We start from the raw sequence: 25,762 nt of genomic DNA, 5'->3' as shown, positions 1-25,762 counted from the left end.
TCAGAAGCCGAGTACTTCGGGGATCATGAAGCATGCGCCCGGACGACTGGCAACTCACCGAAGACGTCGACGACTTCCTCGCACGAGCGGGCTCCTTCCTGCGCTCGCGCCCCGTCATGCACAACACGCCGCTGACGACGCTGGAGAAACTGAGAAGAAGCGGCGCGGACGCCTCCGGCGCCGAGGCCACGCTCTTCGGCCGACTGGAGTCGGAGGGTGAGGTCCGGGCCGTCTTCTACCGCACTCCGCGCGGCCGCCTGACCCTCACCGCCCTCTTGGCCGGGCAGGCCGACACGCTCGCCGCTCACCTGGCCGGCCTCGGCCACACCTTCTCCGGCGTCACCTCGGACCACGACACCGCCACGGCTTTCGCCGAGGCATGGAAACGGCACACGGGCGCGGCGCCGGTGCGCGACTGGCAGGCCCTTCTCTACCGACTCGGCACGCTCACCCCGCCGGAGCCGGTCCCAGCGGGCCGGGGGCGGCTCGTGGGCGAGGGAGACCATGAGCAGGTGATGCGCTGGTGCCGTGAGTTCGCGGCGGATGTCGGGGAGGCCGTCACCGTCGACTCCGCTTCCTGGGCCGGCACTCGCTTCGCCGAGAAGCGCTATACGTTCTGGGAGACCCCGGACGGCACGCCCGTCTCCATGGCGGGCGCCAACCCGATGGTGGCCGGCATGGTCCGGGTGGACCCCGTCTACACGCCCGCCCATCTGCGCGGCCGTGGTTACGCGGGCGCGGTGACGGTCGAGGTGAGCAGGGCCGCGCTGGCCGCGGGCGCGACGGACGTGGTTCTGTTCGCCGATCCGTCCAACCCCACCAGCAACGCGCTCTACCAGCGCATCGGATACGTCCTCGTCGCGGACTTCACCGGGTACGACCTCTCCCGAACCGGGTGCGGACGGAGCTGACCCATCCGGATGGCGCGTTCCCCCAACGGGTGGCGTGCGAGTGCGGTGTGCCTTCTCGGACCCGATATTGACCGGTAACGGACAGTATCCCCGAGGAGGCCCCCATGCCCGCAGCCACGCACGCCAAATGGGCCGCAGGCGCCGCGGCGCTCGCCCTCGCCGCGACGGGCTGCGGCGGCGGCAGCGGCGGCAGTGGCGGCGGTGGTGACAGCAGTGCGGTGCTCAGCTCGTCCTGGGGGGACCCGCAGAACCCGCTGGAGCCGGCCAACACCAACGAGGTGCAGGGCGGCAAGGTCCTCGACATGATCTTCCGGGGGCTGAAGCGGTACGACCCGAAGACCGGCGCCGCCAAGGACATGCTCGCCGAGAAGATCGACACCACGGACTCGCAGAACTTCACCGTCACCGTCAAGAGCGGCTGGAAGTTCAGCAACGGCGAGGCCGTCACCGCGAAGTCCTTCGTGGACGCCTGGAACTACGGCGCCAGCCTCAAGAACAACCAGAAGAACGCGTACTTCTTCGGGTACATCGAGGGCTACGACAAGGTCCACCCCGATACCGGCAAGCAGACCGCCGACACGCTCTCCGGCCTCAAGGTCACCGGACCCCAGACCTTCACCGTCAAGCTCACGCAGAAGTTCTCGACCTTCCCGGACACCCTCGGCTACGCGGCCTACGACCCGCTGCCCGCGGCCTTCTTCTCCGACCACGCCGCATGGATCAAGAAGCCGGTCGGCAACGGGCCGTACACCGTGCAGTCGTACACCAAGGGCTCGAAGATGTCCCTGCGGAAGTGGGACGGATACCCCGGCACGGACAAGGCGCAGAACGGCGGCGTGGACCTCAAGGTCTACACCGACAACAACACCGCCTACACCGACCTGATGGCCGGCAACCTCGACCTGGTGGACGACGTCCCGGCCGCCCAGCTCAAGAACGTCAAGAACGACCTCGGCAACCGGTACCTCAACACGCCTGCCGGCATCATCCAGACGCTCGCCTTCCCGTTCTACGACCCGGCCTGGAACAAGAGCGGTTCGGAGAAGGTCCGCAAGGGCATGTCCATGGCGATCAACCGCAAGCAGATCACCGACACGATCTTCCAGAAGACCCGCACCCCGGCCACCGACTGGACCTCCCCGGTCCTCGGCACGAAGGGCGGCTTCCAGGACGGGCTGTGCGGGAGCAGCTGCGAGTACAACCCGAGCGAGGCCAAGAAACTGGTCCAGGAGGGCGGCGGGCTGCCCGGCGGCCAGGTCAAGATCTCGTACAACGCGGACACGGGCTCCCACAAGGAGTGGGTGGACGCGGTCTGCAACTCCATCAACAACGCGCTCGGCAACGACAAGGCCTGCGTGGGCAACCCGATCGGCACTTTTGCCGACTTCCGCAACCAGATCGGGCAGCACAAGATGACCGGGCCGTTCCGGGCCGGCTGGCAGATGGACTACCCGCTCATCCAGAACTTCCTGCAGCCCCTCTACTACACCAACGCCTCCTCCAACGACGGCAAGTGGTCCAACAAGGACTTCGACAACTTCGTCAACCAGGCCAACTCCGAGACCGACACCACCAAGGCGATCGGGCTCTTCCAGAAGGCCGAGAAGGTCGTCCGCGACAACATGGCGGCCATCCCGCTCTGGTACCAGAACGGCAGCGCGGGCTGGTCCGACCGGCTTTCGAACGTCGCGCTGAACCCGTTCAGCGTTCCCGTCTACGACGAGATCAAGGTCGGCTGACCGCGCATGGGACGGTACGTGGTCCGGCGTCTGCTCCAGATGATCCCGGTGTTCATCGGGGCCACGCTGCTGATCTTCCTGATGGTGAACGTGATGGGCGACCCCATCGCGGGACTGTGCGGTGAGCGGCAGTGCGACCCGGCCACGGCCGCGCAGCTGAAGAGGGAGTTCGGCCTCGACAAGCCGGTGTGGCAGCAATACCTGACCTACATGGGGAACGTCTTCACCGGCGACTTCGGCACCGCCTTCAACGGCCAGAAGGTCACCGAGCTGATGTCGACGGCGTTCCCCGTCACCATCCGGCTGACGGTCGTCGCGATCCTCATCGAGATCGTCATCGGCATCACGCTGGGGGTGATCACCGGCCTGCGGCGCGGCCGGCCGGTGGACACCTCGGTCCTGCTGGGCACCCTCGTGGTCATCTCCGTCCCCACCTTCGTGACCGGCCTGCTGCTCCAGCTGCTCCTCGGCGTCGAGTGGGGCTGGATCAAACCGTCGGTCTCCCCCGACGCCACCTTCAGCGAGCTGATCGTGCCGGGCCTGGTCCTCGCGTCCGTCTCGCTGGCCTACGTCACCCGGCTGACCCGGACCTCCATCGCGGAGAACCGGCGTTCCGACTACGTCCGCACGGCCGTCGCCAAGGGCCTGCCCCGGCAGCGGGTGATCATCCGCCATCTGCTGCGCAACTCGCTGATCCCCGTGGTCACCTTCATCGGCACCGACATCGGCGCGCTGATGGGCGGCGCGATCGTCACCGAGCGGATCTTCAACATCCACGGCGTCGGCTACCAGCTCTACCAGGGCATCCTGCGCCAGAACACCCAGACGGTCGTCGGCTTCGTGACCGTCCTCGTCCTCGTCTTCCTGGTGGCGAACCTGCTGGTCGACCTCCTGTACGCCGTACTCGACCCGAGGATCCGCTATGCCTGAGCAGTACGAGTCCGAGGGCGCCGTCTCCTCCACGGGCATGGGCGGTGCGATGGACCTCGCCGTGAGCGAGGCGGGGACCCTGGAGCGGACGCCCGGCGGGCCGGCAGGGACCGGACCAGCGGGCAGGCCGCGCTCCCTGTGGTCGGACGCCTGGCGCGACCTGCGCCGCAACCCGGTCTTCATCGTCTCGGCGCTGGTGATCCTGTTCCTGGTCGTGATCTCCCTGTGGCCGTCCCTGATCGCCTCCGGCAACCCCCTCAAGTGCGACCTCGCCAAGGCCCAGGAGGGCTCCCAGCCCGGGCACCCCTTCGGCTACGACGGCCAGGGCTGCGACGTCTACACGCGCACGGTGTACGGGACACGCATCTCCATCAGCGTGGGCGTGCTGGCCACGCTCGGTGTCGCGCTGCTCGGCTCGGTGCTCGGCGGGCTCGCCGGGTACTTCGGCGGGGGCTGGGACTCGCTGATGTCCCGGGTCACCGACATCTTCTTCGCGATCCCGGTCGTGCTCGGCGGACTCGTCCTGCTCTCCGTGGTGACCAGCAACACGATCTGGCCGGTCATCGGGTTCATCGTGCTGCTCGGCTGGACGCAGGTCTACCGCATCGCCCGCGGCTCGGTCATCACCGCCAAGCAGAACGACTACGTGCAGGCCGCCCGCGCGCTCGGTGCCTCCGACTCCCGCATCCTGCTGCGCCACATCACGCCGAACGCCGTCGCCCCGGTGATCGTCGTGTCGACCATCGCCCTCGGTACGTACATCGCGCTGGAGGCGACCCTGTCGTACCTCGGCGTCGGTCTGAAGCCGCCCACGGTCAGCTGGGGCATCGACATCTCGGCGGCCTCCCCGTACATCCGCAACGCCCCCCACATGCTCCTGTGGCCGGCGGGGGCGCTGGCGATCACCGTACTGGCGTTCATCATGCTCGGCGACGCGGTCCGCGACGCCCTCGACCCGAAGCTGAGGTGACGGCGTCATGGCGCTGGAAGCGTGTGATCTGCGGGTGTGGTCCCGGGCCCTGGCGAAGCATCGCCCGGCCCGGCGCCCTGCGGGCCGGAACGGTCCGGGTTCCTGCACCGCCCGGCGGGACGCCCTGATGCGCGACGCCCTCGACCCGAAGCTGAGGTGACGGCGTCATGCTGCTCGAAGTGCGTGGCCTGCACGTGGAGTTCCGGACCCGGGACGGGGTCGCCAAGGCCGTCAACGGGGTCGACTACGGCGTGGACGCGGGGGAGACCCTCGCCGTGCTCGGCGAGTCCGGGTCGGGGAAGTCCGTCACCGCGCAGGCGGTCATGGGCATCCTCGACATGCCGCCCGGGAGGATCACGGGCGGCGAGATCCTCTTCCAGGGCCAGGACCTGCTGAAGCTGAAGGAGGAGGAGCGCAGGAAGGTCCGCGGCGCCCAGATGGCCATGATCTTCCAGGACGCGCTGTCCTCCCTCAACCCCGTGCTCTCCGTGGGCGACCAGCTCGGCGAGATGTTCGTCGTGCACCGGGGCATGTCGCGCAAGGACGCGCGGGCGAAGGCCGTCGAGCTGATGGAGCGGGTGCGGATCCCGGCCGCCAGGGAGCGGGTCAAGGACTACCCGCACCAGTTCTCCGGCGGTATGCGCCAGCGCATCATGATCGCGATGGCGCTGGCACTGGAGCCGGCGCTGATCATCGCCGACGAACCGACGACCGCGCTGGACGTCACCGTCCAGGCCCAGGTGATGGACCTGCTCGCCGAGCTGCAGCGCGAGTACAACATGGGGCTCATCCTGATCACCCACGACCTGGGCGTGGTCGCCGACGTCGCCGACCGGATCGCCGTGATGTACGCGGGCCGGATCGTCGAGTCGGCCCCGGTGCACGACATCTACAAGGTGCCCGCGCACCCGTACACCAAGGGCCTGCTGGAGTCGATCCCGCGGCTCGACCAGAAGGGCCAGGAGCTCTACGCCATCAAGGGCCTGCCGCCCAACCTCATGCACATCCCGCCGGGCTGCGCCTTCCACCCCCGCTGCCCGATGGCCCAGGACGTCTGCCGGACCGACGAACCACCCCTGTACGAGGTGAACGGGGAAGAGCCGGACCGCCGCAGCGCCTGCCACTTCTGGAGGGAGTGCATGAATGGCTGAGTCGATTCTGCAGGTCAGAGGGCTCTTCAAGCACTATCCGCTCACCCAGGGAATTCTCTTCAAGAAGCAGGTCGGCGCGGTGAAGGCCGTCGACGGCGTGGACTTCGAACTGGCCCGCGGCGAAACCCTCGGCATCGTCGGGGAGTCCGGCTGCGGCAAGTCGACGGTCGCCAAGATGCTGGTCAACCTGGAGAAGCCGACGGCGGGGGAGATCCGCTACAAGGGCGAGGACATCGGCAAGCTGTCCGCCAAGGCCCTGCGAGCCGTGCGGCGCAACATCCAGATGGTCTTCCAGGACCCGTACACCTCCCTCAACCCCCGGATGACCGTGGGCGACATCATCGGGGAGCCGTACGAGATCCACCCTGAGGTCGCGCCCAAGGGCGACCGGCGCAAGAAGGTCCAGGAGCTGCTGGACGTGGTCGGGCTCAACCCCGAGTACATCAACCGCTATCCGCACCAGTTCTCCGGCGGCCAGCGCCAACGCATCGGCATCGCACGGGGCTTGGCGCTGCGCCCCGAGGTCATCGTCGCCGACGAGCCGGTCTCCGCGCTGGACGTCTCCGTGCAGGCCCAGGTCATCAATCTGATGGACCGGCTGCAGAGCGAGTTCGAGCTGAGTTACGTCTTCATCGCGCACGACCTGTCGATCGTCCGGCACATCTCGGACCGGGTCGGGGTGATGTACCTCGGGCGGATCGTGGAGACCGGCAAGGACGCCGAGATCTACGACCATCCGACGCACCCCTACACCCAGGCGCTGCTGTCCGCCGTCCCCGTGCCCGACCCGGTGGCGCGGGAGCAGCGGGAGCGGATCATCCTCGCGGGAGACGTGCCGTCACCGACGAACATTCCCTCGGGGTGCCGCTTCCGCACGCGGTGCTGGAAGGCGCAGGAGCGGTGCGCGCTGGAGGTGCCGCTGCTGGCGGTGCCGGCGGCGTTCCGGGACGTGAGCGGCCCGGCCGCCCATGACTCGGCCTGCCACTTCGCAGAGGAAGCTCCATCGATCAGGCGCTCCGCGCCGGGCGTCGTGCCGACCGATGAGTAACACGCAGGCAACTTGGCCGACCCGGTTCCGATATACGGACGCGTCAGTCTCTAGAGCGTACGGCCGTGCGGGTGCCGTAAACGGGCCGGGGCTCGCCATGTAGCCCCGGCCCGTTGCCGTGCCTAGGCCCGACCCAGCGACCGCTTCAGGAAGTCGAGTTGGAGCCGCAGCAGGTTCTCGGCGACCGACTCCTGCGGGGTCATGTGGGTGACGCCGGACAGCGGCAGCACCTCGTGCGGACGGCCGGCGGCCAGCAGCGCCGAGGACAGCCGCAGCGAGTGGGCGACCACCACGTTGTCGTCGGCGAAACCATGGATGATCATCATCGGCCGGTGCGGTTCGGCCGCGTCCACCAGGCCCGCGTCGTCGATGAGCGAGTTGCGGCGGTACACCTCCGGCTGCTCGTCCGGATGGCCGAGGTAGCGCTCCTGGTAGTGAGTGTCGTACAGCCGCAGATCGGTGACCGGGGCGCCCACCACGGCCGCGTGGAAGACGTCCGGGCGGCGCAGCACCGCGAGCGCCGCCAGATAGCCGCCGAAGGACCAGCCGCGGATACCGACCCGGGTCAGGTCCAGGGGGAAGCGGTCGGCGAGCGCCCGGAGCGCGTCCACCTGGTCCTCGACCGTGGCCCCCGCGAGGTCGTCGCGGACCGCCTTCTCCCAGGCCGGGGAGCGGCCCGGGGTGCCGCGGCCGTCGGCGACCACGACCGCGAACCCCTGGTCGGCGAACCACTGCGAGGTCAGATGCGGATTGTGCGCGGCGACCACCCGCTGGCCGTGCGGACCGCCGTAGGGATCCATGAGGACCGGGAGCGGGGTCTCGCCGTCGTGGTCGCGGGGAAGCAGCACGGCGCACGGGATACGCCGTGCGCCCCCCTCGGTCAGGGTCACCCGCGGTGTCATACCAGGGTCCTCCGCGTAGGAGGCGACGGTCGCCGCCTTCCCCCAGCCTCCGGCCGGGGGGACCCCCATCTCCCTTCGGTCGCCGTCGCGAAGCACCCGCACGCGGGCGCCCGGCCGGTCCAGTGCGGCGGACACCAGCACCGTCACGCCCCCCGCCCGCACCGCCGAGTGCACGCCGGGCTCCTGCGAGACACGCTCCAGGCCGAGTTCGTTGACGCGGTAGACATGCACCTCGCCGGTCTCGGGGGCCTCGGCCTCCTCGCCGGCGGACGCGGCGATCAACACGTTGTCGTCCGAGACGTCCAGCACCGCGCGGATGTGCAACTGCGGTCCCGTCAGCGGGCGTTCGCCCACCGCGAGGACCCGCGCGCCGCCCTCGTCGGCGATGCGCACCAGCTGCCCGGACGGGCTCCAGCAGGGCACCCCGGGGAAAAGATCAAGCCAAACCTGATCTTCGTCCGCGTGCACCAGCCGGGTCGTCCCCGTCTCCGGGCTCACGGCGAGGAACAACTGGCTGCGCTGGTCGCGCGCTTGGACCAGCAGCAGCGGCGCGCCCGCTGCTGACCAGTGCACATGCGCCAGATACGGATAGCGCACCCGGTCCCAGACGACCTCGGTGCGCGCCCCGTCCAGACCGATCACGAACAGCCGTACGTCCGCGTTGTCGGTGCCCGCCGCCGGGTAGGCGACGTGCTGTGGCTCACGCTCCGGGTGGGCCGGGTCGGAGATCCACCAGCGCCGTACCGGCGTGTCGTCCACGCGCGCGACCAGCAGCCGGTCCGAGTCCGGTGACCACCAGAAGCCGCGCGAGCGGCCCATCTCCTCGGCCGCGATGAACTCGGCAAGCCCGTAGGTGACGTTCGCGGACTCCGGCTCCGCGAGGGCCCGTTCGTCCTTGCCCTCGGCGCCCACCACCCGCAGCGCACCCTGCGCGACATACGCGACATGCCGGCCGTCGGGGGAGGGGCGCGGGTCGATCACCGGTCCGGGGGCGGGCAGTTCACGTGCCGTACCGGCCCGCAGTTCGGCCGTGAAAAGCCGCCCTGACAAGGCGAAAGACGCCAACTCCACGGCCGCGTCGGTGGCGTAGCCGACGATGCCGGCGCCACCCTCGCGGCTGCGTTCGCGGCGCGCCCGCTCCTCGGGCGGAAGCTCCTCCAAGGCGCCGCCGAGCAGGGCGCGCGGGTCGGCCGCCACGCGCTCCCCGCCGTCCCGTACATCGAGAACCCACAGGGAACTCGCCCTGTCCGTACCGGAGGTGGAGCGCAGGAACACGACACGGGTGCCGTCGGGCGCCACGGTGAAAGCGCGCGGCGCGCCCAGGGTGAACCGCTGGGTGCGGGCGTGCCTGCGGGGGAAGGAGTCGGACGTCGTCGTCATGCCCTGACCATATTGGCCATGCGCCCCCTTGTGCGGCCGTGCGCCGATCGATGCGCGCGGTCGGATAGTTATGATCACTAGCGCATAGTGGGTATGAACCTGCTGGTTGTTGTGTGGTTCTGTCCGGCCCCTAAGTTCGACCCCCGCGCTCTTGGGACCTTTGGAGGTGAGCCGCCGTGGCACTCTCGATTTCGGCGGTGGTGCTGCTGGCGATCATCGTCTTCCTTCTGATCAAGAAGTCAGGACTGAAGGCGGGGCATGCGATCGTCTGCATGCTGCTCGGGTTCTATCTCGCCTCCTCGACCGTCGCTCCCACCATCCACGAGCTGACGACGAACATCGCCGGGATGATCGGCAGCATCAAGTTCTGACCCCGGGCTGCACCGCGCTGTCGGTGCCGCCTCGTAGGGTGGCTCCATGACGGAACAGCCCTCCCGGCGTCTGCTGCTGGTGCATGCGCACCCGGACGACGAGTCGATCAACAACGGCGCGACCATGGCCGCGTACGCGGCCGGGGGTGCCCGCGTGACGCTGGTCACCTGCACCCTGGGCGAGCTCGGCGAGGTCATTCCGCCGGAGCTCGGGCACCTCACCGGCACCGCCCTGGGCGAGTACCGGCTGCAGGAGCTCACGGCCGCCATGCGCGAGCTCGGCGTGGAGGACTTCCGTCAGCTCGGCGGCCCGGGCCGCTACCGCGACTCCGGGATGACGGGCCTGGCCGACAACGACGACCCGGCGTGCTTCTGGCAGGCGGACGTGGACGAGGCGGCCGCCCACCTCGTCGAGGTGATCCTGGAGGTACGCCCCCAGGTCCTCGTCACCTATGACGACAACGGCGGATACGGCCACCCCGACCACATCCAGGCCCACCGCGTGGCCATGCGCGCCGTGGAACTGGCCGCGCGCGCAGGGTGGGAGATCCCCAAGGTCTACTGGAACCGCGTGCCGCGCTCCGTTGCCGAGGCTGCCTTCGCCCGCCTTGCGGACGATCTGCCCGGTCTGCCTTTTTCGAAGGCCGCCGTCATCGACGACGTACCGGGTGTCGTGCCCGACGACCGGATCACCGCCGAGATCGACGGCACCGCGCACGCCGCCGCCAAGGCCGCCGCGATGCGGGCCCACGCCACCCAGATCGAGGTCGCCGAACCGTACTTCGCGCTCTCCAACGAACAGGCGCAGCCCCTCTTCACCACCGAGTACTACGAACTGGTGCGTGGGGAAGCTGCAGAGCCGAGGGAGACCGATCTGTTCGCCGGGATCGAGTTCGCCGGTGCCGAGGAGGCGTCATGACGGAGCGCGGTTCCCTGCTCGCCCAGCCGCTGCAGCGGCCCTCCGCCGGACGGACGCTGCTGTACGTGGGCCTCTTCGTGCTCGGGGCGGTCGTCGGCGCGGCCGGTGCGCTGGTGCAGGCCGGCTGGTTCCCCGGCGGGCTGCTGCTCGCGCTCGCGGGCGAGGCGGGGCTCTGTCTGGGCGGCGGACGGGCCACCGGCAGCCGCGGCGGGGCGATCGCACCTGCCGCCGGATGGATGATCTCCGTCATCCTGCTCACCGCCAGCAGACCCGAAGGGGACTTCCTCTTCGGCGCGGGAGGCGGCTCCTATCTCTTCCTCTTCGGGGGGATGGCCGTCGCTGTGATCTGCGCCACCCTTGGACAGGGGCGGCAACCTGGTGCCCGTGACGTCCGACTTGGCAAGTGACGTACCACTTCGCCATTAACCGAGCGTGGGAGTCCCGTGTGGGTTTCCCCGGCGGTCATGGGATACGCGCCAGAAGTGGCCAGTATGGTGGTGCGCGCCGCCGAGCCGCCCGTGAGGTTGTGTCGGGCGGCGGAGCCAACCGGGAGAACCTGCCTTGAGTCGTGAAACTGACACTCCGTCCTCCGGGCCCAACGGGCGCGGCGGAGCCGCATACCCGTCGGGCACGCCGCCGTACGGGACCCCCACGGCTTCCGACGCCGGTACGGATGCGGGCCGTTCGGCCACGCAGCCGGAGGACCGCAAGACCGAGACCACCCTGACGACCCGGATCCGGATCAACATCCCAGGGTCGCGGCCCATTCCGCCGGTCGTCGTGCGTACGCCCGTCGCGGACGCCGAGGGCTCCGACGACACCGGGGAGACCGAGGCTCCAGGGCCGGGTGCCACCCAGGCCATGAGCACCGTCGAGCCCCCGGCCGAGTCCGCTCAGCCCGCCGAGGACAGGACGAGCGGGTGGTTCGCGCCCCGCAAGTCGGCCCCCGCCAAGGGCGGTCAGGGCGGCGGCTCCACCAACGGCGCCGGTCTGCCGGGCGGTTCGGGCTTGGGTGCGCCGGCCGCCCCGGGCGCCGGGCCCTTCGGCGGCGGTGCGCCTTCCGGCGGCGCCCGTCCGGGCGCCGGCCGCCCCGGCGGCGTGGTCGGCTCCATGAGCGTGCCGGGCGGCTCCCGGCCCGGCGGCGCCTCCCGCCCGGGCGGGACGAACGGCGCCGGACTCCCCGGAGCGACCGGCGGACCGGTGGCCCCCGGGCACGGCGGCGGCACCGGTTCCTTCGACGTCACCGAGGCGCTGGCCGCCGGACCGCTCGGCAACGGCGCGCGCCCCGGCAGCGGCGGCAGCGAGCCCCGCCGCGACGACCTCCCGTACTTCTCCGACGGCGAGCGCGGCACCCAGAACGGGCAGAACAGGCAGAACGGCCAGGGCGGTTACGGCGGTCCGGGCGGCGCCAGCGGCTTCAACGGGCCGGGCGGCCGCGGCGGCCAGGGCGGCGGCGCCCAGGGCCCCGCGGGCCCGACCGTCGGCCCGGTCACCGGTGACGGCGCGGTGACCTCGCCCTTCGGCGCCGGACCCGGCGGACCTGCCGGGCCCAAGGGACCCGGCGGCTCCGGCGCGCCCGCCGGCCTCGGCGGCCCCGCGGGCATCGGCGGCCCCGGCACCATCGGCGGCGCGCACGGCGCGGGCCTCGGCCCCGGTGGCGGTCTCAGCGACGACACCGCGATCCTCACCCCGCAGAAGCCGGCCCCCGAGCCGGCCCAGCAGGGCTTCCCGGCGCCCGAGAACATCTCCGGACACACCGTCACCAGCGGCGTCCCGGTCGGGTCGCCCGGCGCGGGCTCGCCGTTCGGCCCCGGCTCCCACACCGACGGCCCGCTGCCGCACACGCCCCCGAAGCTGCCCGAGCCGGGCGGCCAGAACACATCGGCCGCCGCAGCGCCCAAGAAGCAGAAGAAGGGGCGCAACAAGCTGGTGCTGCTCGGCACCGGCGTGGTCATCGTCGGCGGTCTCGCCTACGGCGCCGGGCTGCTGATGAACCACTCCGACGTGCCCAAGGGCACCACCGTGCTCGGCGTCGACATCGGCGGCGGCACCCGCGACGAGGCCGTCAAGAAGCTCGACGCGGCCTTCGGTGACCGGGTGGACAAGCCGCTGAAGCTGTCCGTCGGCGGCAGGACGGTCGAGCTCAAGCCGGACCAGGCGGGCCTGCAGTTCGACGAGCAGGCCACGGTCGCGGCGGCCGCGCAGGCCGACTACAACCCGATCTCCGTCATCGGCTCCCTCTTCGGCAACCACCGGGTCGTCGACCCGGTCATGCCCGTCGACGAGGAGAAGCTGACCGCCGCCCTGCAGTCCACGGCGGGCGGCTCCGGCTCGATGACCGACGGCACGATCCAGTTCAAGTCCGGCAAGGCCGTCGCCGTCTACGGCAAGGCGGGCAAGGGCATCGACGCCGCCAAGTCGGCCCAGGCGGTCGAGGATGCGTACCGCAGCCAGGTGGAGACCAACTCCACCGACCCGGTCGCGGTCGTGGCCACGACCCAGCAGCCGACGATCACGAACGCCGAGGTCGACCGGGAGATGAAGGCCTTCGCCGAGCCGGCGATGTCGGGCTTCGTCACGGTCAAGGCGGGCGCGGCGCAGGTCAGGTTCAGCCCGCAGAACTCGCTGTGGAAGTTCCTCAGGGTCCAGGCCGTCGGCGGCAAGCTCGTCGACAAGCCGGACCTCACCGCGCTGAAGAACCTCTACGGCGGCGCCTTCGACGGCGTTCTGATCACCCGGGGCACCGGCAAGAAGACGGCCGTCACCCCGCAGGACGTCTACGTCGCCCTGCGCCAGGCCCTGATGAGCAGGACCAACCGGGTCGGGGTCATCCAGACGAACCCCGGCTGATGTGAGTCCCGCGGAGGGGGCGTCCGGCACCCGCCGGGTGCCCCCTTCGCCGTATGTCACCGTCCGCCGTATGACATCTGTCATCCGGCAGTCAGGACCGCCGACACTGCCGTGACCTCGGTCTGCGCGGCCACCATGGATCCATGACGACGACAGCGAAAGCGACCACCGCCCCGGTGGTCGGCTTCGACCAGGTGAGCAAGACGTACGGGACCGTACGGGCCGTCGACGGGCTGACCCTCGCCCTGCATCCGGGGGAGACGGTGGCCCTGCTGGGGCCGAACGGGGCCGGCAAGTCGACCACCCTCGACCTGCTGCTCGGCCTCAAGCTCGCCGACAGCGGCACGGTCCGCGTCTTCGGCACCAGCCCGCGCGAGGCCATCGTGGCCGGGCGCGTGGGCGCCATGCTGCAGAGCGGCGGGCTGATGGACGAGGTCACGGTCGCCGAGCTGGTGAAGCTCGCCTGCGACCTGCACCCGAAGCCCTACAAGGCCAAGGACGTGCTCGCCCGCGCCGGGATCTCGCAGATCGCCGACCGCAAGGTCAACAAGCTCTCCGGCGGCCAGGCCCAGCGCGTCCGCTTCGCCCTCGCCACGGCGGGCGACAGCGATCTGATCGTCCTCGACGAGCCGACCACGGGCATGGACGTCTCCGCCCGCCAGGCCTTCTGGGCCACCATGCGCGAGCAGGCCGACCAGGGCCGTACGGTCCTGTTCGCCACGCACTACCTGGAGGAGGCCGACGCCATCGCCGACCGGGTGCTGGTCCTGCACCGGGGCCGGCTGCTGGCGGACGGCACGGCGGCCGAGATCAAGGCGAAGGCCGGGGCGCGCAGGGTGTCGTTCGACCTGGAGGGCGCCATCGACGAGGCGCCGATCCGCGCGCTGCCCTTCCTGACCTCGATCGACATTTCGGGTCAGACCGTCCGCATCCAGTCCTCCGACGCCGACGCGACCGTGCACGCCCTGTACGGCCTCGGCGTCTACCCCCGCAACCTCGAAGTCGCCGGGCTCGGTCTGGAGCAGGCCTTCGTCGCCATCACCGCCGCCGAGGAGGCGAAGCAGTCGTGAACAGCCTGATCAAGCTGGAACTCACCCGCGCCCTGCGCAACCGCAAGTTCCTGTTCTTCTCGGTGATCTACCCGTCGGTGATCTTCCTGCTCGTCTCCAACCAGACCGGGAAGGTCGACGGCACAGGACTGAGCGTCGCCTCCTACGTCATGGTCTCCATGGCCTCCTTCGGCGCCCTGACCGCGGTCCTCATGGGCAACAGCGAGCGCATCGCCAAGGAACGGGAGGGCGGCTGGGTACGGCAGCTGCGGCTGACCACGCTGCCCGGGCGCGGCTATGTCCTCGCCAAGACCGCCAGCGCCGCCGTCGTCAGCCTCCCGTCCATCGTGGTGGTCTTCCTGGTCGCCGCGGCCGTGCGGGGCGTGCGGCTGGACGCCTGGCAGTGGTTCGCGCTCACCGGGGCGATCTGGGCCGGCAGCCTGGTCTTCGCCGCGCTCGGCGTCGCCATCGGCTACCTGGCCACCGGGGACGCCGTCCGCCCGATCACGATGATCACGTACTTCGGTCTGTCGATCCTCGGCGGCCTGTGGATGCCGTCCTCGACCTTCCCGCAGTGGCTGCAGGACATCGCCAAGTGGCTGCCCACGCACGCGTACGCTGCCCTCGGACGGGCCATCGAACAGAGCCGGTCCCCCGAGACCAAGGACCTCGCCCTCCTCGTCGTCTACTTCCTCCTGTTCGCGGGCGGCGCGGCGTGGCTGTACCGGAAGGACACGCTGAAGGCGTGAGCACGATGACGGACGACGGGCTGCCCGCGGAACTCCGGGCCGAGAACGCGATCCGGATCGGCCAGCCGCCCCGCGACCGGGGCGAGGCCGTGCGGAAACTGATCTGGATCCTGCCCTGGCTGGTCTTTCTCGGATCGCCGGTGCAGGACCTGGCCTCCGGCCGCCACACGCCCGCCGCGACCGCGGCGGGCTGGGTGGCCCTGGTCTCCTTCACCGGCGTCTATCTGACGCTGGTCTTCCGGAACATGGGCCGCCCGTTCTCCGGCCGGGCCGTCGGCGCCTTCGTCGCCCTGCTCGGCACGCTCGCCCTGGTCCTGTGCCTCACCCTCGGCAGCGCGTGGATCGGCCTCTTCGTGTACGTCTCCGTCACCTGCGGCGCCACGCTGCCGCAGCGGATCGCGTACTGGGCGATCGGGCTGAACACCCTCACCATGCTCCTGGTCCTGCTGCACTTCCGTGCGGACGACTGGAGCCTGGTCCTGGTGGTGCTGCTCCTGGGCTTCGCGATGATGGGCGTGAAGCAACTGGTGCGGACGACCATAGAGCTGCGCAAGGCCCGCGCCACGGTCGCCCAACTGGCCGCCAACGAGGAGCGTCTGCGCCTCGCCCGCGACCTGCACGACCTGTTGGGCCACTCGCTCTCCCTGATCACGCTGAAGAGCGAACTGGCGGGCCGTATGCTCCCCGACCACCCCGACAAGGCGGCCCAGCAGGTCGCCGACATCGAACAGGTCAGCCGGCAGGCGCTGGTGGACGTCCGCGAGGCGGTCACCGGCTATCGCCGCCCGCGCCTGCCCGAGGAACTCGCGGGCACCCAGGTCGCCTTGACGGCAGCCGGCGTCACGGCCGAGGTCCCCGAGGAGCCGGACCTCACAGGGGTCTCCGTGGAGAGCGAGTCCGCCCTCGCCTGGGCGCTGCGCGAGGCGGTCACCAACGTCGTACGGCACAGCGGCGCCACCCGCTGCACGGTGGAGGTCCTGCACCGCCAGACCCTGGACGGCCCGGTGCTCGAACTCGCCGTCGAGGACAACGGCTCGGGCGGCCCCGGCAAGGGTCCGGGCAACGGTCTGACGGGCCTGACGGAACGCCTGGAGAAGGTCGGCGGCACCCTGGAGGCAGGCCGCATCAAGCACGGCTTCCGCCTGATCGCCCGCGTCCCCGCCGGCACCCCGTCGGCCGTAGGATCCGGGGCATGAGCTCTACGATCAAGGTGCTCCTCGCCGAGGACCAGTCGATGGTCCGCGAGGCGCTGGCCGCCCTCCTCGGCCTGGAGGACGACATCGAGGTCGTGGCCCAAGTGGCACGCGGCGACGAGGTGTTGGCGGCGGTCCGCGAGCACGCAGTGGACGTGGCCCTCCTCGACATCGAGATGCCGGGCTGCACCGGCATCGAGGCGGCGGCCCAGGTCCACCAGGCCCTGCCCGCCGTGAAACTGGTCGTCCTCACCACCTTCGGCCGCCCCGGCTACCTCCGCAGCGCCATGGAAGCAGGCGCCGACGCCTTCCTGGTCAAGGACGCCCCCGCAGCCCAACTCGCCCAGGCGGTACGCAAGGTCCTGGCGGGGGAGCGGGTCATCGACCCCACCCTGGCGGCAGCGGCCCTGGCGGAGGGCGCCAATCCTTTGACCGACCGCGAACGCGAGGTCCTCCGCGCAGCGGCAGACGGCTCGACGAACGCGGAACTGGCAGCAACCCTGCATTTGTCGCAGGGCACGGTCCGCAACTATCTCTCGACGGCAATCCAGAAACTGGCGGTACGAAACAGAGCCGAAGCGGTGCGGATAGCACGGGAAAAGGGCTGGCTGTAGCTGCCCCGAAGGGGCGCGGGGCTGTTTCGATATGCGGCTGCGCCGCGTGGGCGCGACAAGCCACGACGCACCCGCACTCGCACCGCCCTCTAGCCCCTACGGCGAACCGGCACATGCGGTACGGGTGCCGCGGAAGAAAGCCCGGTTGCAACCCGCAGGGGCGCGGGGCTGTTTCGGTATGCGGCTCCGCCGCGTGGGCGCGACAGGCCACGACACACCCGCACTCGCACCGCCCCCTAGCCCCTACGGCGAACCGGCACATGCGGTACGGGTGCCGCGGAAGAAAGCCCGGTTGCAACCCGAAGGGGCGCGGGGCTGTTTCGATATGCGGCTGCGCCGCGTGGGCGCGACAAGCCACGACGCACCCGCACTCGCACCGCGACCCAAGCCCCCATGGCGAACCGGCGAATCGCCGAACCGCCAACCTCAGTTGAGCATCGCCCGCGCCGACCGGGCCTGCCCCCGCACCCGCTCCGCCGCCCCCTCGTCCACCGCATCGATCAACTCCGCGTACTCCTCCAGCTCCACGGCCCCCTCGACGAAGTCACCCCGTTGGACGAGCAGTTGCGCCCGCTCGTAGCGCAACCGCGCCGGATGCGAGGGCAACAACAGCGACAACTCCACGGCCCACAGCGATACATCCGACCGCTCCGGCCGCGCGGCAGCCCACGCCCGGATGTTGTTGAGGATCCGCAGAACGACGTCCAGCGGATCCGCCGGCGACAACATCGACGGATCCAGCGCAGCCCCCGTGGCCCCGGCCACCAACAGCTCGGCGTCGCCGACCCCCAGCACCCGCCCCCCGTCGAACGGATCCACCAGCACCTGCTGCTCCTGGGGCCCGAACCCGACCACGAAGTGCCCCGGCAGGGCGACCCCGTACACCGGCGCCCCCGCCCGCCGCGCGACCTCCATCCACACCACCGACAGCAGGATCGGCAGCCCGCGCCGCCGCCGCAGCACCTCGTGCAGCAGCGAGGACTCCAGGCGCTGGTAGTCGGCGGGGAAGCCGCGGAAGCCGTCCTGCACCCCGAGCAGGTGGTGCAGCGCCGTGGCCCACGCCATCGAACCGCCCGGCCGGAACGGCACCCGCCCCGCCAGCCGGTCCAGCTCCATCTGGGCGGCGTCCAGGCCCGCCTCGTCCAGCGCCCCGTCGGCCTCCGCGCCCACCAGCAGGCACAGCGTCGACAGATCGGGCCGCTCGGAGCGCGCCTCCTCGGCGAACCGCCGCCGCAGTTCGGCGGACCGCTCGGGCGGTGGGGGGTATGGGGGACGCATAGCAGCCTGGTGCCCTCTCCCGGCGATCGGTACTACTGGCCGCTGCCGGGAGCCGCCGGTTCCCGGTAGTGGTGGTACGCGTGATGCACGGCGAAGCCCATCCCGGCGTACAGCGCCCGCGCCCCCGCGTTGTCCTCCTCCACCTGCAGCCAGGCGGCCGAGGCGCCCTCGTCCAGCGCCCGCCGGGCCAGCGCGGCCATGACAGCGGTGGCCAGACCGCGCCGCCGCTGCTCCGGATCCACCTCGACGGCGGCGAAGGACGCCCACCGCCCGTCCACGACACACCGCCCGATCGCCGCGGGCGCCGCACCCTCCGACGAGCCCGGGACGGTCGCGAACCACACCGAAGGACCGCTCCCGAGCACCTTCAGCGCCACCTCGCTCACCCCCTTGCGCTGGTACCGCGCAAGCCACGCCTCGTCCGCCTCCCGGGACAGCACGACCCCGGACGCCTCCGCCCGGTCCGCGACCGGCGCCAGCGCCCCGACCCACAGCTCGGCGGTCACCTCACGTACCCACCCGCGCCGCTCCAGCTCCGCCGCCAGCAGCTCCTGCGTGCCCTCGCCGCCGGTCGCGATCTGGATGTACGCGGGCAGCCCACGGTCGCCGTACCAGCGTCGTACGACGTCCAGGGCCTCGTCGAGCGGTACGCCCGGGTCGCCGAGCGGCAGGACCGAATTGGCGCGGCGGGTGAACCCGGCAGCGGCCCGCAGTTCCCACCCGCCGAGCCGCTCGCTCTCCACCGGCCGCCACGCGCGCGCGGCGACGTGCGCGAGCTCCGCGTACGAGGCGGCGGGACCCCTGCGCCTGGCCGGGGCCGAAGGCACGACCTTCCCCGCGACCAGCGCGGATTCCGGAATCCGGACGCTCTCGCCGCCCTTGCGTGTGATCAGCAGCACACCGTCGTCCCATGATGTGAGAACACCCACCGTGTCGGTGAACTTCTCTTCCGGGCGAGCAGGTTCGATCAAGCGTCGTACCGAGACCCGTTTCCCCACGTCAGCAGCGGTGATACGAACCTCGAGACGTCCGCCGGCCGAGATTTCCACAGGTCAGTTCACCCCTCCTGTTCGGATCATGCCCAAGAACGGAGATACTAGGGGCGGGCATCGACGACGCCGCGCTCCCGCGCGCCAGGCGGCGGAGCCTACGGAGGCCCGCCAGCGCCCTATCGAGGAGGAACGACAGCGTGACCTACGTCATCGCGCAGCCTTGTGTCGACGTCAAGGACAAGGCGTGCATCGAGGAGTGCCCGGTCGACTGCATCTACGAGGGCCAGCGGTCCTTGTACATCCACCCGGACGAATGCGTCGACTGTGGTGCCTGTGAGCCGGTATGCCCGGTCGAGGCGATCTTCTACGAGGACGACACTCCGGAGGAGTGGAAGGACTACTACAAGGCGAACGTCGAGTTCTTCGACGAGCTCGGCTCCCCCGGTGGCGCCAGCAAGCTGGGCCTGATCGAGCGGGACCACCCCTTCATCGCCGCGCTGCCGCCGCAGGCCGAGTAATCACGTAAGCGGCCCGCACACCGTGCCGCCTCGGTCCCGTACGGCCGGATCGCCCTGGTGATCGCCGTACGGGGCCGAGGCGTTTGCCGTACCAGGGCCCTTGGGCCGTCTGCCGTACCAGAAAGTGAGCAAGATCCCGTGTCCGCAGTCTCCGACCGCCTGCCCACCTTCCCCTGGGACAAGCTGGAGCCGTACAAGAAAACGGCCGCCTCACACCCGGACGGCATCGTCGACCTCTCCGTCGGCACCCCGGTCGACCCGGTCCCCGAGCTGGTCCAGAAGGCCCTCATCGACGCGGCGGACTCCCCGGGCTATCCGACGGTCTGGGGCACCCCGGCCCTGCGCGACGCGATCACCGGCTGGGTCGAGCGCCGCCTCGGCGCCCGCGAGGTCACGCACAGGCACGTCCTGCCGATCGTCGGCTCCAAGGAACTCGTCGCCTGGCTCCCCACCCAGCTGGGCCTCGGCCCGGGCGACAAGGTGGCGTACCCGCGCCTCGCGTACCCGACGTACGAGGTCGGCGCCCGTCTGGCCCGCGCCGACCACGAGGTCTACGACGACCCGACCGACCTCGATCCGACGAACCTCAAGCTGCTCTGGCTCAACTCGCCGTCGAACCCGACCGGCAGGGTGCTGGGCAAGGAGGAGCTGACGCGGATCGTCGCGTGGGCGCGCGAGCACGGGATCCTGCTCTTCTCCGACGAGTGCTATCTGGAGCTCGGCTGGGAGGCGGACCCGGTCTCGGTCCTGCACCCCGACGTGAACGGCGGCTCGTACGAGGGCATCGTGTCCGTCCACTCCCTCTCCAAGCGCTCCAACCTGGCGGGCTACCGTGCGGCCTTCCTGGCCGGTGACCCGGCCGTCCTCGGCCCGCTCCTCGAGATCCGCAAGCACGGCGGCATGATGACGTCGGCGCCCACGCAGGCGGCCGTGGTGGCGGCCCTGGGCGACGACGCCCATGTGCAGGAGCAGCGGGAGCGGTACGCGGCCCGGCGCACCGCCCTGCGCGAGGCGCTCCTCGGTCATGGCTTCCGCATCGAGCACAGCGAGGCCAGCCTCTATCTGTGGGCGACGCGGGACGAGTCCTGCTGGGAGACGGTGGCCCACCTGGCCGAGCTCGGCATCCTGGTCGCGCCGGGCGACTTCTACGGCACGGCGGGCGAGAAGTTCGTACGCGTGGCGCTGACGGCGACGGACGAGCGGGTGCGGGCGGCCGCGGAGCGGCTGTAGCCGCAGTGGACGTGACGAGGGGGCCCGGGACACTGTCCCGGGCCCCCTCCGTGCCACCGGTGGCTCAGCCGCCGATCGGCAGGCCCTTCACCGGCAGGTTGCCGGTGCTCGGCAGGCCGCCCTTGAGCGAGCCCGCCGGGAGGGCGCCGCCGTTGTCGGCAGCCGTCTGCGTGGTGACGCCGACGATCTCCCCGACGGAGCCCGCCGCGGCACCCGCCGCACGCTGCGCGGCCGGAGCCGCCTTCTTCGCCACGCTGCCGCCGGTCTTGCCCGCGTTCGGCACGGCCTTCTTGACCGCGTTGCTGCCGGCGTCGCCCGCGAGCCCGGTCACGTTCTGCGCCGCACCGTCGACGGTGTTGCCGACGCTCGCTCCGTCCAGGGCGGTCACGCCACCGAGGTTCGGGGTGGCCGGCAGTTCGGGGGTCGCCGCGCTCGCGGAGCCGGCCGCACCGACCCCGGCAGCCGCTCCCGCTGCGACGAGCAGCGCGGCACGGGCGATCCGACGGGTCAGGGGGAGGGACATGATGCTCCTTCGATGGATGTTGATCGTCCGGGCTCGGACGATGTGACTACCGCTCGAAGGCCCCGAAGGTTGCGGCGTCCCAACGTAAAGAGTTGGCAATGCGTCGCATTATCGGCTGCGGATAAAAACGGGCAAAAAGCGTCGTGCCGGAAAGCCTGCCGAATCCTTACAGCCCTTTGTCGGCAAGGGCTTTGACGGATACAGGGGTGACGGTGCGAAAACCTGCCCACAGCGTGGATCGAGCATGCCCGGCATAACCCGTGCGAGTGAAGGACCGTACTACTGCGCAGTGACGATCCGGACCGCGTCGGCGGCCTTTTTCGTCCCGTCGACGCCGTCCGCGGCGGTCGTGTGCCACGGGTTGTCGGCGTTCCCGGCGGTCCACTCCCGCCCGCCGTAGGAGACCCGCTCGATGTGCAGGGCGGAGGAGTTGGCCACGGCCCAGTGGGCGAGCTGCCAGCCGCGCTGGCGGACGCTGCGGCCCTTGGCGGGGCTCTTGCCGGCGGTGACGGGGAGCGTGACGGTGCGGGCGCTCGTCCCCGAGCTCTCGGCCGGCGAAGGTGCCGGTGTCGACACGGCGCTCAGTTCCGCGGCGGCCGGCTGCAGGGCGTCGCGCCCGAAGTCCCGTACGAGAGCGGCCCGTACCGCGTCCGGACCCGCCGCCTGTGTGGTGGCCGGGAGACCGGCGCAGGTCAGCGTGGCCGGTGAGTTGCCGGTGAGAGCGGCGGAGAGCAGGGCGGCGTCCGGCTCGTGCTTGGCGTACGCCTCGGGATACCCGCTGCGCTGCACACGCTGTGCGGCGACCGTGAGGGGGAGATGCGCGTAGTCGGGCACCTTGGCCAGGTGCCGGTAGAACATGCCCGCCGCGTACGTCGGGTCCAGGATCTGCTTCCTGGTGCCCCAGCCCTGCGAGGGCCGCTGCTGGAACAGGCCGAGCGAATCCCGGTCGCCGTGCTCGATGTTGCGCAGGCCCGACTCCTGCAGCGAGGTCGCGATCGCGATGGTCACCGCCCGCTCGGGCATGCCCCGCCCGGTGCCCACCGCGGCGATCGTCGCCGCGTTCACCGCCTGCTCCGGCGTGAAGTCGTACGACGTCCCGCCGGCCTCGCCCGAGACCACTCTGCAGCCCGATCCGCCTCTGCCCCCGGTGACGTACTGCACCGCGAGATAGCCCGCGACGGCGAGCAGGATCACGAAGGCCGCACCGAGACGGAAGAAGCGGCCACGGCGTTTGAGGGTGGATGACGGCTCTGGCACGTCGTACAAGGTAGCGGAGGGCTCTGTGGCCCACGCGACGGATGTGACCGGTGGGCCGCAGCCCCGGCGGGTTAGGGTCGACGGCATGGCCGACACCCCACTTGACCTCACCCTGGACGCCGCCGAGCTCACCGCTCAGCTCGTCGACTTCCCGTCCGAGAGCGGCACCGAGAAGCCCCTCGCCGACGCGATCGAGTCCGCCCTGCGTGCCCTGCCGCACCTGACGGTCGAGCGGTACGGCAACAACGTCGTCGCGCGTACGGACCTGGGCCGGCCGGAGCGGGTGATCCTGGCCGGTCACATCGACACCGTGCCGATCGCCGGCAACGTCCCGTCCCGGCTGGACGCGGACGGCGTCCTGTGGGGCTGCGGCACCTGCGACATGAAGTCGGGCGTCGCCGTGCAGCTGCGCATCGCGGCCACGGTCCCGGCCCCCAACCGCGACCTGACCTTCGTCTTCTACGACAACGAAGAGGTGGCCGCGGATCTCAACGGCCTCAAGCACGTCGCCGAGGCGCACCCCGAGTGGCTGGAGGGCGACTTCGCGGTGCTGCTGGAGCCGTCCGACGGCGAGGTCGAGGGCGGCTGCCAGGGCACCCTCAGGGTCCTGCTGAGGACGACGGGCGAGCGGGCCCACTCGGCGCGCAGCTGGATGGGCTCCAACGCGATCCACGCGGCCGCGCCGATCCTGGCCCGCCTGGCCTCGTACGAACCCCGCTACCCGGTGATCGACGGCCTGGAGTACCGGGAGGGCCTGAACGCCGTGGGCATCTCGGGCGGCGTGGCCGGCAATGTCATCCCCGACGAATGCGTCGTGACCGTCAACTTCCGCTATGCGCCCGACCGCACGGAGGAGGAGGCGATCGCCCACGTCAGGGAGGTCTTCGCGGACTGCGGGGTGGCCGAGTTCCTGGTGGACGACCACAGCGGCGCGGCGCTGCCCGGCCTCTCGCACCCGGCCGCGGCGGCCTTCATCGAGGCGGTCGGCGGAACCCCGCAGCCGAAGTACGGCTGGACGGACGTCTCGCGTTTCTCCTCCCTCGGCATTCCCGCGGTCAACTACGGCCCCGGCAACCCGCACTTGGCGCACAAGCGGGACGAACGGGTCGAAACCGCCAAGATCCTGGCGGGTGAGCAGCGGCTGCGGGCCTGGCTGACGGCCTAGCCCGTACACCGCTCCACGGCGGACATGCTCGCGTCCCCCGTCCGTAACCCGCGTAGATCTACTCTGAGGTGGAGACACCTGCAAGCGGAGGGAGCGCACATGGCTACCGGGAACCCCGAGGGCAAGAAGGTGCCGCCGGATGAGCAGCGACTCGGACCGGTCCTCCGAAGGCGCGGCCAGGTGACGGAGAGCACGACGGACCAGCGGCTGCTGGACGAGCGCGCTCCCACCGACTGGGTCCACACGGACCCCTGGCGGGTGCTGCGCATCCAGTCGGAGTTCATCGAGGGCTTCGGCACGCTCGCCGAACTCCCACCCGCGATCAGCGTCTTCGGCTCGGCGCGCACACCCGTCGACTCCCCGGAGTACGAGGCGGGCGTCCGGCTCGGCCGCGGCCTGGTGGAGGCGGGCTGGGCGGTGATCACCGGCGGCGGCCCGGGCGCCATGGAGGCGGCCAACAAGGGCGCCTGCGAGGCGAAGGGCATCTCGGTCGGCCTCGGCATCGAGCTGCCCTTCGAACAGGGGCTCAACCCCTACGTCGACATCGGCCTGAACTTCCGCTACTTCTTCGTCCGCAAGATGATGTTCGTGAAGTACGCGCAGGGCTTCGTGGTCCTGCCCGGCGGCCTCGGCACCCTGGACGAGCTCTTCGAAGCCCTGACCCTGGTGCAGACCCAGAAGGTGACCCGCTTCCCGATCGTGCTGTTCGGGAGCGAGTACTGGGGCGGCCTGGTCGACTGGCTCAAGAACACCCTGATCGCCCAGGGCAAGGCCTCGGAGAAGGACCTCCTCCTCTTCCACGTCACGGACGACGTGGACGAGGCGGTCGCACTGGTGTCGAAGGAGGCGGCCCGCTGAGCATGTCCAGCCCGTCCGGCGCTTGGTCTTTCAGCCCGTCCGGCGTCTGAGGACGAGGCCGTTCAGGCCGATGGGGGTCCAGGGGGCGAAGCCCCCTGGGGACGGGACGGGTGGGGGCGGCGGGGGCGAGGCTGCATCCGTCAGCGGCTCCGCCGCGGGCCTACGCCAGCCCCCGCCGAGCCACCGCCGGGGGGCGGTGCCCCGCGATGGACGCCACCATGTCCAGCACCTGACGGGTCTCGGCGACCTCGTGCACCCGGTAGACCTGCGCGCCCAGCCACGCCGACACGGCCGTGGTGGCGAGCGTCCCCAAAACCCGCTCCTTCACCGGTTTGTCCAGGGTCTCGCCCACGAAGTCCTTGTTGGACAGGGAGACCAGGACGGGCCACCCCGTATCGACCATCTCCCCGAGCCGCCGCGTCGCCTCCAGGCTGTGCCGGGTGTTCTTCCCGAAGTCGTGCCCCGGGTCGATCAGCACGGACTCCCGGGGCACCCCCAGCGCCACCGCGCGCTCGGCAAGACCCAGCGTCACCCGCAGGATGTCGGCCACGACATCGTCGTACGTCACCCGATGCGGACGAGTGCGCGGCTCGGCGCCCCCCGCGTGCGTGCACACCAGCCCGACCCCGTACCGCGCCGCGACCTCCGCCAGGGCGGGGTCGACGCCGCCCCACGCGTCGTTCAGCAGATCCGCGCCGGCCTCGCACACGGCCTCGCCCACCTCGGCCCGCCAGGTGTCCACACTGATGACCACGTCCGGGAAGCGCCGCCGCACCTCCGCGACGAACCCCACCGTCCGCCGCGCCTCCTCCGCGGCCGACACCTCGTCGCCCGGCCCGGCCTTCACCCCGCCGATGTCGATGACGGCAGCCCCTTCCGACACCGCCTGCTCCACGCGCGCGAGGGCGGGCTCGTCCCGGAAGGTCGCTCCCTGGTCGTAGAAGGAGTCCGGGGTCCGGTTCACGATCGCCATGATCACCGGCTCGTGCGCCTCGAATACGCGCCTGCCCAGCCTGAGCATCCGCTGTGACCTCTCCTCGTACGACCTGGGTAAGACCGGTTCCTCGGCCGCCTGCGACCCTAACTGTCAGACTTGCATGGCACGATCGGACCCTGACACATCCGGCTTCATCTTCAGCTTCATCCAGCTACCGAACATCGAGCG

General features: G+C 70.9%; 25 protein-coding genes. 19 read left to right on the top strand and 6 right to left on the bottom strand.

Features of this window, described 5'->3' with window-relative positions:
• Positions 1-32: 32 nt before the first annotated feature.
• The 7 genes from ABD355_RS37400 (at position 33) to ABD355_RS37370 (ending at position 6,749) form a co-directional block, all read left to right on the top strand.
• On the top strand, positions 33-911 hold the full coding sequence (locus ABD355_RS37400; protein WP_344405486.1) for a GNAT family N-acetyltransferase: 879 nt from the start codon (positions 33-35) through the stop codon (positions 909-911).
• Between the two features lie 104 nt (positions 912-1,015).
• Positions 1,016-2,650, top strand: coding sequence for a peptide ABC transporter substrate-binding protein (locus ABD355_RS37395; RefSeq protein WP_344405485.1), 1,635 nt, complete (start codon positions 1,016-1,018; stop codon positions 2,648-2,650).
• Between the two features lie 6 nt (positions 2,651-2,656).
• Entirely contained in the window at positions 2,657-3,580 is a 924-nt protein-coding gene (locus tag ABD355_RS37390; RefSeq protein WP_344405483.1) for an ABC transporter permease, read from the top strand.
• Positions 3,573-4,550, top strand: coding sequence for an ABC transporter permease (locus tag ABD355_RS37385; protein WP_344405482.1), 978 nt, complete (start codon positions 3,573-3,575; stop codon positions 4,548-4,550). Before ABD355_RS37390 ends, ABD355_RS37385 begins: the two co-directional genes overlap by 8 nt.
• Before the next feature lie 7 nt (positions 4,551-4,557).
• Complete coding sequence (locus ABD355_RS37380) at positions 4,558-4,710, top strand: hypothetical protein (RefSeq protein WP_344405481.1); 153 nt, start codon at positions 4,558-4,560, stop codon at positions 4,708-4,710.
• Between the two features lie 7 nt (positions 4,711-4,717).
• Positions 4,718-5,701 carry an ABC transporter ATP-binding protein gene (locus ABD355_RS37375; protein ID WP_344405479.1) on the top strand — a complete coding sequence of 328 codons (984 nt, stop codon included), beginning with the start codon at positions 4,718-4,720 and terminating at the stop codon, positions 5,699-5,701.
• The gene (locus ABD355_RS37370) at positions 5,694-6,749 is read left to right on the top strand and encodes an ABC transporter ATP-binding protein (protein ID WP_344405478.1); all 1,056 of its coding nucleotides are present in this window, start codon (positions 5,694-5,696) and stop codon (positions 6,747-6,749) included. Before ABD355_RS37375 ends, ABD355_RS37370 begins: the two co-directional genes overlap by 8 nt.
• 122 nt (positions 6,750-6,871) lie before the next feature.
• Here the strand turns inward: ABD355_RS37370 and ABD355_RS37365 are convergent, their stop codons facing one another.
• Positions 6,872-9,031, bottom strand: coding sequence for a prolyl oligopeptidase family serine peptidase (locus tag ABD355_RS37365; protein WP_344405477.1), 2,160 nt, complete (start codon positions 9,029-9,031; stop codon positions 6,872-6,874).
• Between the two features lie 176 nt (positions 9,032-9,207).
• Between ABD355_RS37365 and ABD355_RS37360 the strand changes: the two genes are divergently transcribed.
• The 8 genes from ABD355_RS37360 (at position 9,208) to ABD355_RS37325 (ending at position 16,776) form a co-directional block, all read left to right on the top strand.
• On the top strand, positions 9,208-9,402 hold the full coding sequence (locus ABD355_RS37360) for a hypothetical protein (RefSeq protein ID WP_115906118.1): 195 nt from the start codon (positions 9,208-9,210) through the stop codon (positions 9,400-9,402).
• A 46-nt stretch (positions 9,403-9,448) separates the two neighbouring features.
• The gene (gene mshB, locus ABD355_RS37355; protein WP_344405476.1) at positions 9,449-10,321 is read left to right on the top strand and encodes an N-acetyl-1-D-myo-inositol-2-amino-2-deoxy-alpha-D-glucopyranoside deacetylase; all 873 of its coding nucleotides are present in this window, start codon (positions 9,449-9,451) and stop codon (positions 10,319-10,321) included.
• Entirely contained in the window at positions 10,318-10,728 is a 411-nt protein-coding gene (locus tag ABD355_RS37350; RefSeq protein WP_344405475.1) for a DUF6113 family protein, read from the top strand. Before mshB ends, ABD355_RS37350 begins: the two co-directional genes overlap by 4 nt.
• Before the next feature lie 154 nt (positions 10,729-10,882).
• Positions 10,883-13,171, top strand: a complete 2,289-nt coding sequence (locus ABD355_RS37345) for a hypothetical protein (protein WP_344405473.1) — start codon at positions 10,883-10,885, stop codon at positions 13,169-13,171.
• Positions 13,172-13,314: 143 nt separating this feature from the next.
• Positions 13,315-14,241: an ABC transporter ATP-binding protein gene (locus ABD355_RS37340; RefSeq protein ID WP_344405472.1), complete on the top strand. Its 927-nt coding sequence runs from the start codon at positions 13,315-13,317 to the stop codon at positions 14,239-14,241.
• The gene (locus tag ABD355_RS37335) at positions 14,238-14,969 is read left to right on the top strand and encodes an ABC transporter permease (protein ID WP_344405471.1); all 732 of its coding nucleotides are present in this window, start codon (positions 14,238-14,240) and stop codon (positions 14,967-14,969) included. The genes ABD355_RS37340 and ABD355_RS37335 overlap by 4 nt, the downstream gene beginning before the upstream one ends.
• Before the next feature lie 5 nt (positions 14,970-14,974).
• Complete coding sequence (locus ABD355_RS37330; protein WP_344405595.1) at positions 14,975-16,165, top strand: sensor histidine kinase; 1,191 nt, start codon at positions 14,975-14,977, stop codon at positions 16,163-16,165.
• Positions 16,162-16,776 (top strand): response regulator transcription factor, encoded by a 615-nt coding sequence (locus ABD355_RS37325; RefSeq protein WP_344405470.1) that lies wholly within the window; start codon positions 16,162-16,164, stop codon positions 16,774-16,776. Before ABD355_RS37330 ends, ABD355_RS37325 begins: the two co-directional genes overlap by 4 nt.
• 426 nt (positions 16,777-17,202) lie before the next feature.
• On the opposite strand, the gene ABD355_RS37320 is transcribed toward ABD355_RS37325, so the two are convergent.
• Both ABD355_RS37320 and ABD355_RS37315 read right to left on the bottom strand, forming a co-directional pair.
• On the bottom strand, positions 17,203-18,054 hold the full coding sequence (locus ABD355_RS37320; protein WP_344405469.1) for a transglutaminase-like and tetratricopeptide repeat-containing protein: 852 nt from the start codon (positions 18,052-18,054) through the stop codon (positions 17,203-17,205).
• A 32-nt stretch (positions 18,055-18,086) separates the two neighbouring features.
• Positions 18,087-19,103 (bottom strand): GNAT family N-acetyltransferase, encoded by a 1,017-nt coding sequence (locus tag ABD355_RS37315; protein WP_344405468.1) that lies wholly within the window; start codon positions 19,101-19,103, stop codon positions 18,087-18,089.
• A gap of 140 nt (positions 19,104-19,243) precedes the next feature.
• Here ABD355_RS37315 and fdxA point away from each other — a divergent pair, with 140 nt between their 5' ends.
• Complete coding sequence (fdxA, locus tag ABD355_RS37310) at positions 19,244-19,564, top strand: ferredoxin (protein WP_030929316.1); 321 nt, start codon at positions 19,244-19,246, stop codon at positions 19,562-19,564.
• A 138-nt stretch (positions 19,565-19,702) separates the two neighbouring features.
• Positions 19,703-20,794, top strand: coding sequence for a bifunctional succinyldiaminopimelate transaminase/glutamate-prephenate aminotransferase (locus ABD355_RS37305; protein WP_344405467.1), 1,092 nt, complete (start codon positions 19,703-19,705; stop codon positions 20,792-20,794).
• A 64-nt stretch (positions 20,795-20,858) separates the two neighbouring features.
• On the opposite strand, the gene ABD355_RS37300 is transcribed toward ABD355_RS37305, so the two are convergent.
• Together ABD355_RS37300 and ABD355_RS37295 are read right to left on the bottom strand one after the other, a co-directional pair.
• Positions 20,859-21,317, bottom strand: coding sequence for an ATP-binding protein (locus tag ABD355_RS37300; protein ID WP_344405465.1), 459 nt, complete (start codon positions 21,315-21,317; stop codon positions 20,859-20,861).
• 279 nt (positions 21,318-21,596) lie between these two features.
• Positions 21,597-22,574 (bottom strand): heavy metal transporter, encoded by a 978-nt coding sequence (locus ABD355_RS37295; protein ID WP_344405464.1) that lies wholly within the window; start codon positions 22,572-22,574, stop codon positions 21,597-21,599.
• An 85-nt stretch (positions 22,575-22,659) separates the two neighbouring features.
• Between ABD355_RS37295 and dapE the strand changes: the two genes are divergently transcribed.
• Together dapE and ABD355_RS37285 are read left to right on the top strand one after the other, a co-directional pair.
• Complete coding sequence (gene dapE / locus ABD355_RS37290) at positions 22,660-23,739, top strand: succinyl-diaminopimelate desuccinylase (protein WP_344405463.1); 1,080 nt, start codon at positions 22,660-22,662, stop codon at positions 23,737-23,739.
• Positions 23,740-23,838: 99 nt separating this feature from the next.
• The gene (locus ABD355_RS37285; protein WP_232647819.1) at positions 23,839-24,597 is read left to right on the top strand and encodes an LOG family protein; all 759 of its coding nucleotides are present in this window, start codon (positions 23,839-23,841) and stop codon (positions 24,595-24,597) included.
• 160 nt (positions 24,598-24,757) lie between these two features.
• Here the strand turns inward: ABD355_RS37285 and folP are convergent, their stop codons facing one another.
• Positions 24,758-25,618 (bottom strand): dihydropteroate synthase, encoded by an 861-nt coding sequence (gene folP / locus ABD355_RS37280; RefSeq protein WP_344405462.1) that lies wholly within the window; start codon positions 25,616-25,618, stop codon positions 24,758-24,760.
• Positions 25,619-25,762 lie beyond the last annotated feature (144 nt).

This window comes from Streptomyces longisporus (assembly GCF_039532765.1).
GTDB lineage: Bacteria > Actinomycetota > Actinomycetes > Streptomycetales > Streptomycetaceae > Streptomyces > Streptomyces longisporus.
This window is presented reverse-complemented; position numbering and strand designations above follow the sequence as displayed.